General features: G+C 38.7%; 13 protein-coding genes. 6 read left to right on the top strand and 7 right to left on the bottom strand.

Annotated elements, in window-relative coordinates:
• Nucleotides 1-117: 117 nt before the first annotated feature.
• Nucleotides 118-1071, top strand: a complete 954-nt coding sequence (locus BTO22_RS04825; protein ID WP_105054510.1) for a DUF2860 domain-containing protein — start codon at nucleotides 118-120, stop codon at nucleotides 1069-1071.
• Between the two features lie 93 nt (nucleotides 1072-1164).
• Here the strand turns inward: BTO22_RS04825 and BTO22_RS04820 are convergent, their stop codons facing one another.
• Nucleotides 1165-3084 (bottom strand): alpha/beta fold hydrolase, encoded by a 1920-nt coding sequence (locus tag BTO22_RS04820; RefSeq protein ID WP_258132447.1) that lies wholly within the window; start codon nucleotides 3082-3084, stop codon nucleotides 1165-1167.
• A gap of 185 nt (nucleotides 3085-3269) precedes the next feature.
• Here BTO22_RS04820 and BTO22_RS04815 point away from each other — a divergent pair, with 185 nt between their 5' ends.
• Entirely contained in the window at nucleotides 3270-3473 is a 204-nt protein-coding gene (locus BTO22_RS04815) for a hypothetical protein (protein ID WP_105054509.1), read from the top strand.
• 49 nt (nucleotides 3474-3522) lie between these two features.
• Here BTO22_RS04815 and BTO22_RS04810 read toward each other — a convergent pair whose 3' ends face one another.
• The 3 genes from BTO22_RS04810 to BTO22_RS04800 all read right to left on the bottom strand — a co-directional run bounded on the left by BTO22_RS04810 (nucleotide 3523) and on the right by BTO22_RS04800 (nucleotide 8081).
• Complete coding sequence (locus BTO22_RS04810; RefSeq protein WP_105054508.1) at nucleotides 3523-5400, bottom strand: aspartate:alanine exchanger family transporter; 1878 nt, start codon at nucleotides 5398-5400, stop codon at nucleotides 3523-3525.
• A 118-nt stretch (nucleotides 5401-5518) separates the two neighbouring features.
• The gene (locus BTO22_RS04805; RefSeq protein WP_105054507.1) at nucleotides 5519-6913 is read right to left on the bottom strand and encodes a glutamate decarboxylase; all 1395 of its coding nucleotides are present in this window, start codon (nucleotides 6911-6913) and stop codon (nucleotides 5519-5521) included.
• Between the two features lie 277 nt (nucleotides 6914-7190).
• Nucleotides 7191-8081 (bottom strand): LysR family transcriptional regulator, encoded by an 891-nt coding sequence (locus BTO22_RS04800; RefSeq protein ID WP_105054506.1) that lies wholly within the window; start codon nucleotides 8079-8081, stop codon nucleotides 7191-7193.
• Nucleotides 8082-8216: 135 nt separating this feature from the next.
• On the opposite strand from BTO22_RS04800, the gene BTO22_RS04795 reads away from it, so the two are divergent.
• Nucleotides 8217-9473, top strand: coding sequence for an adenylosuccinate synthetase (locus BTO22_RS04795; protein WP_105054505.1), 1257 nt, complete (start codon nucleotides 8217-8219; stop codon nucleotides 9471-9473).
• Nucleotides 9474-9711: 238 nt separating this feature from the next.
• Entirely contained in the window at nucleotides 9712-10521 is an 810-nt protein-coding gene (locus tag BTO22_RS04790) for a GNAT family N-acetyltransferase (RefSeq protein WP_105054504.1), read from the top strand.
• 72 nt (nucleotides 10522-10593) lie between these two features.
• Here BTO22_RS04790 and BTO22_RS04785 read toward each other — a convergent pair whose 3' ends face one another.
• A complete protein-coding gene (locus BTO22_RS04785) occupies nucleotides 10594-11424 on the bottom strand; it encodes a helix-turn-helix domain-containing protein (RefSeq protein WP_105054503.1) in 831 nt (276 codons plus the stop codon).
• 208 nt (nucleotides 11425-11632) lie between these two features.
• Here BTO22_RS04785 and BTO22_RS04780 point away from each other — a divergent pair, with 208 nt between their 5' ends.
• Nucleotides 11633-12247, top strand: a complete 615-nt coding sequence (locus BTO22_RS04780; protein ID WP_105054502.1) for a fumarylacetoacetate hydrolase family protein — start codon at nucleotides 11633-11635, stop codon at nucleotides 12245-12247.
• A gap of 20 nt (nucleotides 12248-12267) precedes the next feature.
• Here the strand turns inward: BTO22_RS04780 and BTO22_RS04775 are convergent, their stop codons facing one another.
• Together BTO22_RS04775 and BTO22_RS04770 are read right to left on the bottom strand one after the other, a co-directional pair.
• On the bottom strand, nucleotides 12268-12591 hold the full coding sequence (locus tag BTO22_RS04775; protein ID WP_105054501.1) for an AzlD domain-containing protein: 324 nt from the start codon (nucleotides 12589-12591) through the stop codon (nucleotides 12268-12270).
• Nucleotides 12588-13301: an AzlC family ABC transporter permease gene (locus BTO22_RS04770; protein ID WP_105054500.1), complete on the bottom strand. Its 714-nt coding sequence runs from the start codon at nucleotides 13299-13301 to the stop codon at nucleotides 12588-12590. Before BTO22_RS04770 ends, BTO22_RS04775 begins: the two co-directional genes overlap by 4 nt.
• A gap of 229 nt (nucleotides 13302-13530) precedes the next feature.
• On the opposite strand from BTO22_RS04770, the gene BTO22_RS04765 reads away from it, so the two are divergent.
• Nucleotides 13531-14163 carry a LysE family translocator gene (locus BTO22_RS04765; protein WP_105054499.1) on the top strand — a complete coding sequence of 211 codons (633 nt, stop codon included), beginning with the start codon at nucleotides 13531-13533 and terminating at the stop codon, nucleotides 14161-14163.
• Nucleotides 14164-14292 lie beyond the last annotated feature (129 nt).

Raw genomic sequence — 14292 nt, 5'->3', positions numbered from 1 at the left:
TATTGGCTTTCACATTACACAATATAAACACCACTTATGGTTCGCGATCATTGATAACTTCTACTATAACTGTTTCAATACAATTATTAACACTGTAGTAACCCAAGGATGACGACAATGAATTTACGCTATTTACTTCTAGCTACTTGCGTAATAAGTATGCCCACACTAGCAAAATTAGCAGATAAAGAAGGCATTAGTGGCGAAATTGCATTAACCACAGGATTTGTATCTTCAACTTCCAATTTTAATACTGAGGGGGATGACACCATTAGCTCTAGGGATCAAAAAGGCTCTAGCGACAATGGATTTATGGCCTTTCCTCTTGGTAATATTGCCTATACATTTAGCCAAGAGTTAAATCAGCAAGTATACGCAGGTACAACTCGCCAAGATGTAGCAACAGGTACTGTTGTTCTTGAAGTCGGTTATAAATATCAATTTGAATCAAGAATGGCAATTGATGTTTCTATCCTACCAACCATTATGTCAAGCAAAACATGGTCTGATCCATATTTAGTCGGTTCGGCTCGCACAGAAACAGATGCTTCAGGAAATGCATTTCGTTTTAAAGTCGATAATATTGCAGGATCAAATTTTACTATTGATAGCGCCTATGCCACCAAAGATATCGAGAACGATGATGTCGAAGATGCACTAAAAAGAGATGCCGAGACACTCTACTTAAAAGGCCAGTATCGCTTACCACTAAGTCGCACTTCATTCGTCCTGCCTTCTGTTATTTATCAATCTTCATCTGCGGACGGAAAAGCAAGCTCTTACGATCAATACGGTGCTGAATTAAGTTTCTTCAAATTAATGCAAAGACACCAGTTGGTATTAACTGCTGGTTATAATCAACGAACATTCGGTGCTGAAAGCCCTATTTATGGGGAAACTCGTAAAGACAATAAATTAAGCTTCTTTGCCGCTTACGAGTACACTAAATTCATGGATTGGCAAGATTGGTCATTCATCTCTTTTGCGGGTTACAGCTCAACTGATTCAAACATTACTTTTTATGATGAATCAGAATACATTGTTACTGTGGGTATGAACTATAAGTTCTAATTGCTGATATTACATAAAACCCTGCTAAGGTAACTCAGCAGGGCGTTTATTGCTTTTTAAATTGCTGATAAACTCTATTGCAACCAGAAAAACTTAATAGTATCGATAATCACTGGTATAGAAATCCAGTAACTTATTAATCGCTATATCTCGGTAAGTATCTTTCTCAATTAACATGTCATGATAAGCACCGGCAATTGGTTCTAAATGACTTGTATGGCACCTCTCATGGAATTCAGCTTGTGCAACATTACTCACAACCAAATCATCCCCAGCTTGTAGGATCAGTATTGGGATTTTTACTTTATGCGCGTTCGCAATGCATTTTTTACCTGCTTTAATCGATTCAGTTATCCAGTGTGTGCTTGGCCCACCCAATCTTAAATGTGGCTTATCTAAAAACAGATCAAGGAATAACTGATATCTCACTTCACTATGAGTTAACACATTATCCTTGTATTGCACCTTTTTAAAATGGCTTTGGCCTAACGCATAATTTGGCTTACTTGCTAACACATCAAGTAGATTTAGCGTTTGTTTTTTAAAGCCATGCCCCCTACCCGAAATATATACACCAAACATAGGAGAGGTTGCTGCTGATGCCTTTACTGGATGATCAAAAGTTGATAAATATTGAGTCATTACCGCTGCACCCATTGAGTGAGACAGCATAAAACACTCTCCCTTCAGATTAGGCCTCACTACTCTCTCCATAAAAATATAAAGATCCATAACGTAATCATGAAAATCATCCACATGTCCCAACTCATGATCTTGTGTCATTCGCCCCGATTCACCTTGGCCACGATGGTCATAAGCATAAAGATTAAAATACTGACTTAATTCAAGAATCGCTTCTTTATATTTCCAATAACTTTCATTACGGCCATTCACAATAACTAGTGTTTGTTTTTTATCGTTAGGATTAACATTAATCCACTTTAATGGAATACGCTCTACACCTAAGACTTCACCACACTTTTTATTATTCCAAATAGCGTCAATTTTAACCTTATATTCTTGTTGCTTTGCTTCATCGATAAAGTGCGCTTCACGAGTTCTCACTAAAAAACGTTCTTGTGATAAATGCGCTAAATTCAATTTTGCTGCAATTGTTTCAAGGAATAATTTACCGACGTCTTTCCCATGATGATAATCCGCATCTAATTGTTTTTTTGTGCTACCAAGCACCTTAGATTGAAGACTTCTATTTGGTGAAATTTCATAAATGATGACATCATCTGGCGGGTTAGCTAAAAACGCTTGAGTCTTACGATAATTCTCTTCATGGGTTACAAGCATCGCGGCCATATGATCCAACGTGCTATTTTTTGTCATTTTAGCAAGAGAAATTAACCAATCATGATTTTCGGTAAAATCGACAGGTACGGTACGAATAACAACAATATGACGAAAACCTCGATCGTACGCCGCTTGCACTGGGATTGGCGTGGTTAAACCACCATCAAGCCAGCGCTTTTCTTCCATTATAACGGGCTGTTTATGTAACGCAGGAATAGCGCAAGATGCACGAAGAATATCTTTCCAGTTACTGGTTGAAAGATCAAAATACTTGGTTTCAAAGTTGGTTGCATGAGCCGCAACAGCAAGAACTTGTTTGGCATTGAGGTGTTCTTCCCCAACCTTCCAATTAAGTGGAATATCAGATTCTGTTTTATCAATTAACCAATCTAAATCCATCCCTTCGCCAGTCAATAAAAAGCGGGATAGTTTAAAGAAATCAGGACTTCGAGTAACTTGATCGATAATTCGATAAGCGTGTCCTTTATGACCACAGATATAAGACGCTAAATTAAGCGATCCGGCAGAGGTACCAATCAATAAATCAAATGGGTTAAAGTTCGCTTGCAAGAAACTATCTAGTACTCCAGCAGTAAACACCCCTCTTTGGCCACCGCCTTCAGTAACTAACGCAATTTTGTCGACTTCTCTTTTTGAAAAACGAAAAACATCAAAGCTATTTTTACTAATCGAATAATGTTCACCCATCATATTTGACCATTTCCGACAGAGTAATTATGTCTTTCTATTATGACATATCGCTATAAAACTCGGGGAAATAAATGGGCTTTCTATAAATAATGAGGTTATTCCTCTCGTGGATAAAGAAACCTCCTTCATAACTCGATATTTAAGATCCATCTATGTTATGGTTCCTTTAATAAGTAAGGAGTCCTATGAACGACTATGAATTTTTCATCAGAATAAATGATGCGATATTACTTGAGTTTGATGTGTTTAAACCATGGGAAAAGACGTTACTTTTAAGTGTACAAAACCAGTTAATGGACAGATTCCCACTTTCCGATCCGCAAAGGGAATTACTAACTAAAATACTCGATAAAAAAAGACCTAAGAAAAAGAGAAAAAGAACAATATAAAGCCATTCTGATCTTCATCATAATGGCTTTTTTGTTATAGATAATGAGCTTAGTACAACACCATCGTTAGATAGCCAAGAACGAGCACTATCATAGACGTGAGTGCATAAGGAACCGGATAACCTACCGCAGGCATATCACTTTGACACTCATCCTGAGCCCCTTTCATTGCAGGGGTACTATTTCGCCCTCCCGCACAAGCACCAGCGAGAATTGCAGGGTTCATTTTTCTGAAATACAAACCATAAATCCAAGCTAATAATGGAGGTAATAAAGCCGCAACTAACCCTAAACCGGCAATTTTAATTACCACAATACCTTGGAATGAAGCCAAGATTTTTGGCCCTACCGTCGCTGCTAATACCGCAACAAACAAGCTCAAACCAATATCTTGCAAAAAGCTACGCGCTCCTTCACTCATTGGCCCACCAAAGGCTGGATTACGAGTTCGTAAGAATGAAAATACAATCCCCGTCAACATACAACCTGCTGATGTTCCCAATGCAAATGGGATCCCACCTAAAGTCACACTCAGGTGACCACAGACATAACCAATCAATAAAGAAAGCGCTAGATAGAAGGTTTCTGTCAGCGTGCTCTCAACAATCGGATTACTGTTCAGTTTTTTCGCAGCCTGTTTTACACACCAGTCAGAGCCTGCAACACGAATAACATCCCCAACCTCCACCACTGTTTGAGGTAACATAGGAAGCTGATGTCCCTGTCTAAACAAGGCTTTCATATAGATACCAAAGCCGACTTCTTTACTCATGTCTTCGATACTTTTGCCTGTATAGGCTGATTTACCTAAATGAATATCAGCTACTTCTATGTCTACATTACGCGCTCTTGGTTCATCCACTTCTACGCCGACAGTCGATTCTCCGCCTTCGATTAAAACGTGATAATCACCTCGGATCCCGATAATATCCCCAAGTTGTAGTTGTGGGTTATCAGAAGAATCAATGACTTCATCACCACGAATCACCTTAAGAATCGCAGCATGAGGATAGCGATGAAATAACGCATCTACACTCTGACCGACCAATTCTTGGTGATCAACACGATAAGCTCTAATGTCTAGTGGAAGAACGCCTAAATTTGAAAACCCATTGGTACTCGGTAATGCTTCTGTATCACCACCCGCACCAAAATCGGCTTCAGCATCTTTACCTGCTTTTACTGGATCAACACCAAACATCGCTGGTAAATATTTAATAAGTAATATAATGAAGACACTAGAGAGAATATAACTAATGGCATAACCTGCGGCGATATTGGCACTGATTTGATCAAGCGTCATTCCATCAGGCGCTTTAACCGCCCCAGAGTTAATTGCTGATTGAGCTACGCCCATCACTGCCGTTACCGTGTAACTACCTGAAATAATCCCTGCAGCATAACCCGGTGCCAAATCTAATAATTTAGCGCCAAAGAACACGATAATAAAATTACTAAACACGACGATAAGACCAATAACAACAAAATCCAACCCACCTCTTGCTAAGCCAGAGAAAAATTGAGGGCCAACCTTCATACCAATAGCGTACATAAACATCATTAAGAATATATCAGACACCAATCCCGGTGCATTTATATGTAAGCCATAAACAAAAAAAGCAGTTAAAGCAATACCAACACCAACAACCAGAGTGCCTGCTGTTGAGCCTAAATTGATGCCTTTAATTATTACTTTTCCTAACGGATAGCCAATGGCAATACTTAAAAAAAGAAACACAAAAGGATTGTGGGCGATATACGTAAACAGAAAACCAAATAATCCAGACGCTTCATGTTGTGCTAAAACTTCGACAGATTCAGCAGCCATAAGACGGCTAGAGAATAAAACAAGTAATAAAGTAAGTAAGAAAGTCCGGCGTTGAGATTTTATCCAGCGTAAGGCATTACTTAATTGTTCAATATTCATAATTATTTTCCATACAGAATAAAGACAAACTAGGTTTCAATTAACATCAATTTCATATAAATATTAATTGAAACGAATGGGGAGTAATGGGCCACTAGAAAAGTGGCCCAAAAAGATATTAACCGTGATTAAAGCCAGATGATTCCAACTCATCACTACCATGAGAGATAGGATGCTTAGCAAAAAACTCAACACAATGTTTTAAGTCAGCAACCAATAAATCAGCCTGATCTCGACTGAAGCCATGACGAACTAATATACGCATAATCACTAAATCTTCTCGTTTTGGTGGCATTGCATAAGCAGCAATTTGCCAGCCGCGAGAACGAATTCGGTCCGATAGATCAAACAAGTTAAAACCGGGATCAACGCCTTCCTTCAATGACCAACTCATTGCAGGAATACCACCTTTACCATCATAGATAATCTCAAACATACCCAGTTTTTCAATTTCAGATGATAAATAAACAGCCGTGTCGTAACACGCTTGGTGGATCTTACGATACCCTTCTTTGCCTAAACGTAGGAAGTTGTAGTATTGCGCTACAATTTGGCCGCCAGGACGAGAGAAGTTCAACGCGAAAGTCGGCATGTTGCCACCTAAGTAATTCACATTGAAAATCAGATCTTCATGTAAGGCTGACGCATCACGCCAAATAACCCAGCCCACACCGAGTGGGCTCAAGCCAAATTTATGGCCTGACGCATTAATTGATTTAACTCGAGGTAAACGGAAATCCCACTCTAAGTCAGGATCGCAGAATGGAGCCAAGAAACCACCACTCGCCGCATCAATGTGCATTGAGATGTCTAATCCCGTTTCTTCTTGAAGTTTATCTAGCGCTTCATGTACCGCTTTTACTGGTTCATATTGACAAGTAAACGTCACACCCAATGTTGGAACAACACCAATCGTGTTTTCATCACAACGTTTAATCACCTCTTCAGGCGTCATGATTAAACGGTCGCCTTCCATTGGGATCTCACGTAATTCAATATCCCAATAACGCGCAAATTTATGCCAGCACACTTGAACAGGACCACAAATCATATTTGGTTTGTCTATTGGTTTGCCAAGCTTTTTCATTTTTTCGCGCCAAGCCCATTTTAAGGCCATTCCGCCAAGCATTGTCGCTTCACTTGAGCCCGTAGTAGAACAACCTAACGTATTTTCTGCATCTGGAGAGTTCCACAAATCGGCTAGCATATGAACACAACGTGATTCAAGCTCTGCAGTTTGAGGATATTCATCCTTATCGATCATATTCTTATCGATGCACTCATCCATTAATTTATGGACTTCATCTTCAACCCAAGTTTGGCAAAATGTAGCTAAGTTCTGTCGAGAATTACCATCCATCATGAGTTCATCATGAATGACTTGGTAGGCATGACGAGGGTCATGTTCTTGTTCAGGCATTTTATATTTTGGCATAGATAACGAAAGGTCAGCTGACGAATAAACATCGTCAAGGAGATCATCTCTGACTGTATCTTTAGAATGAAGAGGCATACGTTTTAGCTCCATTGAATTGAATAAACAATTAAGAATATAAACTGTCGAATTTAAAAAATTCGGCCTTAATTAATGAGTAATTAATAACATGGTCAATCACTTACTCATTAATCTTTAGTTACACTTTTAGTCCCTTTAATTGATGATGTCAATGTACTTTCCGTTCATTTTTTAAAACATAGACGCCTCTAACTTCATTTTTAGTAGCACGAATATTACGTTAAGCCCTGACAGAGTAAGACTCTCATAACAAAAGTTAGAATATAAAATTCACCTATTTTTGAGAGCGAATAATTTCTTCATCAACCCATTTTAGTAGTTGTTTTATGGCTTTGGATAACACCTGATTTTGACGTACAACATAACCTAAGCTTGTGGTTGGAAATTTAGGTAAAGGGGTTACCTTTGTCTTTAAGTTTTGTTTCATGTAAATCGAAAATTCAGGAACAATCGCAACACCAAAGCTCGCTTCTGCCCAATCAATTTGAGCATCTACACTACCTACCTCCATAATACGATATTTAGGTAAATTCAATGAAGGTAATGCCAAATCTAGTAAGTCGCGTGTTCGTGTATCATGCCCTAGCAGTATCAGTGTTGGTTCTTCATCCAGTTCAATAGATGTGTTCTTTTTTGCCTGCTGCCATAGCTCTAAATTATCACCTAATGCACACCATTTTATTTGCTGAAGCTCAGTAAAATGCAGTGGCTGACTCTCTTTTTGTGCAATAACAAATCCTAAATCAGCTTCTGCACTTTTCACTAATTCAGACGCTTGTGAAGAGGTTGTATTTAACAAAGAAAAATCGATCCCTGGGAACTCTTGTTTAAATAATTGAAATGGCCCGATCAATAATAAGCGAGAAATTATATCGCTAGCGGCAATGGTTAATGTTCCGCGGCTTAGATCATTAATCGCATTTAAATCCGCTTGGCAAACTTGCAGTGCCATTAATGTATTTTGGCTGGTTTCAAGTAGCCGAACCCCTGCTTCAGTTAAATGAAATGGATTCCTCTCGATTAGCTTCACCCGCGTCGCACTCTCTAACTGCTTGATGTGTAAACTAACATTAGGTTGTGTCATGTGTAACACCGTCGCGGTTTTACCAAAGTGTTTTAACTCAGCTAATGTCACAAACGTTTTAAGCCAATGAAGATCAAGCATTCCTATACTCTCTTTTTGAATACATTTCACTCAATATGATATATGGATTTCTTATCAAGTCGATAATTATAATTAATTTCTCATATTGCCTTATTGGGATTAGCATAGCGTCTTAATCATTTAGGAGTTTGTGTTATGCCGTCTATTGTTGTTGTTGGTGCTAATTGGGGCGATGAAGGTAAAGGCCGTATCGTTGATTTTCTTGCTGCTGATGCGTCTGCAAGTATTCGTTTTCAAGGCGGTAATAACGCCGGTCATACTGTAGTAAATGACTTTGGTACCTTTAAGTTACACCAACTTCCAAGCGGTATTTTTAACCCAGATTGTACAGCGGTTCTTGGCCCTGGCATGGTAATTAGCCCTGCGGCATTAAGCGAAGAAATCGCAGAAGTTAAAGCGGCAGGCATTGAAGTAAAAATGCACATTTCTGACCGTGCTACGCTTTGCCTTCCTATTCATGCGCTTGAAGATACACTTGAAGAATTACGTTTAGGTGACGGTGCTTACGGTTCAACTCGTCAAGGCATTGCTCCTGCGTATGGTGATCGTGTAATGAAAAAAGGCATCCTTGTGGGTTGGTTAATGCAACCTGAAGTATTGCTTGAACGTATTCAATTCATGCTTGATTGGAAAATGCCACAACTTAACGCTCTATATCCTACTTGTGATTTCAGCCAAACAGCAGAAGAAATGACAGAATGGCTACTAGAAGTAACGGCACCTTGGCGTAAATTCATCTGTAACGTGACTGAGCCTTTAAAAGTAATGCAGAAGAACGATGCAAACTTATTGTTTGAAGCACAATTAGGCGCTGGTCGTGATTTAGTTTACGGTGAATACCCATGGACTACGTCTTCAAACGTAACAGCAGCTTATGCAGGTATCGGCAGTGGTTTACCGGCTTTACGTCCTGAACGTATTATTGCAGTTGCTAAATCATTCAGCTCATCGGTAGGTACAGGTACGCTAGTTACTGCAATGGAAGAACAAGATAACTTCCGTGAAGCGGCTAACGAATATGGCGCAGTAACAGGTCGTCCACGTGATATGGGTTACTTTGATGCAGTAGCAACGCGCAACGGTGTTGAGCTACAAGCAGCAACTGAAATCGCACTAACAAAAATTGACTGCTTAAGTGGCATGGCGGATCTTAAAATCTGTACGTCTTACGCTGGCGAACACACTGAGAACCCAATCTGGCCTCAAACTTCAGCACTAAGCCCTGTTTACGAAAACATGGAAGCATGGCAAGAAGACATCACTGGTTGTCGTACTTTTGAAAGCCTACCAAAAGCAGCTCAAGCGTATGTATTACGTATTGAAGAACTGATGGGCGTTCCAGTAAGTATGGTGTCTGTTGGTCCTGAGCGTGAGCAAATGATCATCCGTTAATCGGATACCATTATATACGTCCACCTCAATGGCTGATGTGTAGGATAAAAAATTAAAACCGCACTACCCTATTTTGTGAGCATTTTAGGTGGTGCGGTTTTTTTGATCAAACTGTCGCTTTTATTCAATCTTCTTTTTTTACTTTTGCCTATAATCCCTACCAAGAAATAATTCAACATAATAAACAGGTAGTGATAGCTAATGCGCTGTCTCATCTACCGATTTACAGGCAAAAAGAATGATTAATATAATAAAAATTGAACAACTAGAAGAATTAAGCGAATTAAAAGCAAAGTATATTGAGCAAGCAATCGCTCCGTTAGATGGTATGTGGTTATGCGGATTTGTACCTATGGCCACTCATTTCGGGCTCTATAATGAAGATAATCTGATTGGTTTTTGTTGCATCAATGCCGATGGCTATTTATTACAGTACTATATGAAACCAAAGTATTATTCTGATTCTTCATCAACTTTTGCAGCTATTCTTAACAAAGAAACCTCTCCATGTGGCGAAGTTAAAGGCGCTTTTTGTAGCACGGCTGAAACCAAATACTTATCCTTCTGTCTTGATCATGCTGCGAATAGTCAAGTAAATGCATTGATGTTCCAACAAATTTCAAATTCAGTTAAACAAGATACTTATTTACCAATGATGTCAGCCACAATTGATCAATTATCTGAATTTGTTGAATTTGCAAAAGCCAATATAGGTGCTCCTGAGGAATGGGTTACTGGGTATTATGCAAACCTAATTAGTCGCCAAGAGTTATTTGGCTACTGGAAGAATAATGAGTTACTGGCTGCTGGTGAATGTCGTTTGTTTGACGAGCATCAAACAGAGTATGCTGACTTGGGAATGGTTGTTGCTGAATCTGAACGTGGTCAAGGCATTGCGACTCAAATACTCACTTACTTGATTGCTTTAGCAAACAGTAAAGGATTAACCGCCATGTGTTCAACTGAGAAAACAAATATTGCCTCACAAAAAGCCATTACTCGTGCCGGTCTTACTTCTTCACATCGTATTGTTCAGTTTGATTTTTAAACTCATCAACTTAGATACTAAAGCTAGTGACTTATTCTTTGAGTCATTAGCTTCATATTCTTACTATAATGGTTATTCAATTCCACCATAAATATCAATCGTAAGATCTCGTTGCTTTGCGTACTCCCCAGGGGTAACTCCCAAAGTACTTTTTAAATAACGGATCAAATGTGGCTGATCACTAAAACCAAATTCGTACGCAACTGTTAACCAATCAATATCAGTTTCCTCTCGCTGATACAGATACGTAATTAACGCTTCCAATCGATTCATTGACTGACATTGTTTTAAAGTAAACCCAGTAACCCGAACAAAACTTCGCTCTAACGTTCTTTGTGAGCAATGCAATAACTCCCCTAATTGAGCTATCGGTGTATCCACCAATAAAGGAAGCGCTTTCTTTGTAAGGGTGTAATGTTTATCTTCTTTTACTCTAGATAGCCATGGTAACAATATCTCATCTAACTTAGCACAAAGCCTTTGAGGATCTTGTTTGGCTAGCTCAATCAGACCTATTTCATTTATCTCTTCAGTTTCGAATAGCAAATTTAAATCTACTGACACAATCGTATCTGCTACTGATTGTTGTGGTTCTTGATTTAATAAGTACAACGCACCAACATGAAATTTAATCCCTATGATCGCAAATCCATGCGAGTGATCCATCTGCAATGTCTTACTGTACGGGTATAACCAATGACTGCCCTTTCCCTTTAATCGATCAGACTCAATATCATATTGGTAAGCTTGATCTGGAGCAGTAAGGATCAAATGAGCTGCAGGTTCTGGATTTAATTTAGGAAATGGGTTGCTGTCTGTCTCTTCTGGTCTTTCTAAAAACCAATAACAATCGACCAGTTTAGCCACATCCGAATTTTTAGGGGGGTGAATCCAATTGATCATTGTCAGTTCCATAAATACAAAGAGATGATGCCATTCTAACTGACTTATCTCATTAACAGTACAACGAATCACCATAATTATCGATATGATCCTATTCGTAGTTGAGCTAGAGATCTTATTTTTGACTAAAAACTCAACAGAGTTCGTTTGAAAAAAGAGGAGTTCAGGTACACTCTGCATTGCATATTTATAAACCAAGGATAGGAAAATGAATTCGGTTCGTTTTGGAGAAAAATTAATTACTCCATCTAAATTATTATGTATTGGCCGTAATTACGTTGCCCATATTAATGAGTTAAATAATACGATCCCTGAGCAAATGGTGGTATTTAATAAACCAAATTCATGTATTACTTCTACACTTTCTGCTTTTCACCAAGAGCGCCTACATTATGAAGTAGAGATCTGTTTTCTAATTGAAAAAGAACAGCTATCTGCCGTGGCTATTGGGTTTGATTTAACCAAACGAGATTTACAGTCTGAACTAAAAAGCAAAGGGCTTCCTTGGGAACGAGCAAAAGCATTTGATGGCTCAGCAGTATTTAGCCGTTTCATCCCTATTGATGGTATCGACATTAATCAACTGAAAATCGAGCTCTTTATTAACAGCATGAGAGTTCAATGTGGCCAAGTTAGCCAGATGATTTACTCACCAGAAACAATCCTTGCTGATTTAAAATCCTATACCCAATTGTATGACGGTGATGTCATCATGACTGGTACACCTCAAGGCGTTGGTGAAATTCATATGGATGATATTTTTCTTAGTCGCTTAAAACTAGATGGAAAAACACTGATTGAAGCTGAGTGGGTAGCAAGATAACACCACCCAACTCTTTAGTCTTATACTGCTGAAAATACCCATAAGTTAAGCACTAAGAATACGATCATGCTGATAATCGTCGTCAGTAGTACATTCTTTGTTTTCCATGCAATCAGGGCTGCAATTAATGCTGCCCACAAATAAGGGTTCGACCCAGAGAGCGATAATTCATTGTCAGGCATAAATACAATCGGAGCCCAGATTGCAGTTAAAACTGCGGGGCTTGAATAGCTTAATAATCTCTGAGTTTGAGCATTTAATCTAAGGGGCAATTTAGGCTCTAAAAACAAGTAGCGACTTAAAAATACTAACGCCGTCATTGCTAGAATTGATATAAAAATCATCCTCTTTTACCTCTTAATGTCTCTGTTAAATACCCTGCAACCATACCGCCAATACTCGCTATCATTAAACTGCCTTCAACTGAAAAATACGTCAGTGTGACAGATAAGAGTAAAGCACTAATCATTGATACCAATACTGGGCTATTTTTAATGGTAGGTACAACAATGGCAATAAAAGTCGCTGCTACCGCAAACTCTAGCCCAAGTCCATTCAATGAAGGTATATAACGACCCGCAATAATCCCAGCTAAGGTTGCGGCATTCCAAAAGAAATAGAAACTGAACCCTGCACCTAATGCGTACCAACGATTAAATTGTTTTTCTGATTGATGTCCACATACAGCAAACAATTCATCGGTTAGTAAAAAGCCAAGAGATAAACGCCAACGAAACGGTAAAGGGCTAATTTTATCTCTCATTGATACGCTATATAAGAAATGCCGTGACGTTATGAAAAACGTAGTCAGTAACATAGTCGCTAACCCTGCGCCTGTTTTGATCATTCCCATCGCAACTAATTGTGCTGACCCTGCAAATAAAATCGCAGAAAGAGCCTGACCTTCAAAAGGAGTAAGACCAACATCAATTGCAAATGAACCGGCTAATAAACCCCATGGTAATACTGCGATGCTAAGTGGGATCATCGCTAACGTTCCTTGCCAAAAAAGACGAGAATTAGAGCAAGGCTGTGCAGTTATATTTATATCCATTAATTACTCTTCATTGAGTGAAATTTACCCCTATTAACTAAAGTATATAGTAAGCCCTCTCATTTCTTTGTACAACATTACGCATTATCGAACAAGTTAATGTTATTAACAAAAATATCTATATTTTTTAATATATCGATTTTATATTACTAGGCGACTTTTTAATCATGGATCTTACCCTCTCTCTACTATAAAATCCGCCTCCTGATTTATAATTCAAAATAAAATAATGATTGATATTACTATTCTTCCGGTTTACTTAACTGCTGTTATCGCCCTACTTTTATTACCTGGTCCGGATATGCTGTTGATTGCAAGCTCAAGCATGAGCTACGGTCGTAAAGTAGGTTTATTTGCCAGCTTAGGTAATGCGACCTCGGGTATTATTTTAACCATGCTTGCAGCTTTAGGCGTATCTGCATTGATTGCGATGAGCCCTATTGCCTTGAAAGCATTACATCTCGTTGGTGGTGCCTACTTATTAAAAATGGGTTGGGATTGTATTCGAGCAGAAGCAGATGAAGCACCAGAACTACAACAAGGTTCGACAATGGCGACCACGTTTTATCAACGCGCCCTAGTCAGCAATTTGCTAAACCCTAAAGCGTTAGTCTTCTTTGTGATGTTTTTACCACAGTTTGTTTCAACTAATATTGCAGCTACCTCTGGTGAGCAAATGTTGGTACTTGGTTTATTGCTTAACGTTCTTGGTTTATTGTTTAACTTAATCTTGGTAGCGTTAGTAGGAACACTTGGAAAGTCGCTAATCAATAACGTGAAATTCAGAACGTATCAACATAAATTCATGGGCGGAATTTTTATCATTCTTGCGTTGTGGATGTTGAGTCAAGGTACCGCATGAGTGATTGGTTTTTATTCTCAAACACATAACACTAACGTGACTCGATGCGTCCATGAGTTTCTGTTAGTGTATGAATTGAGGTCTTTGATTAATACCGACCTAATTAGATATTTACTGAAATAGGTGTTG

Source organism: Aliivibrio sifiae (genome assembly GCF_002954705.1).
GTDB classification, from domain to species: Bacteria; Pseudomonadota; Gammaproteobacteria; order Enterobacterales; family Vibrionaceae; genus Aliivibrio; species Aliivibrio sifiae_A.
This window is presented reverse-complemented; position numbering and strand designations above follow the sequence as displayed.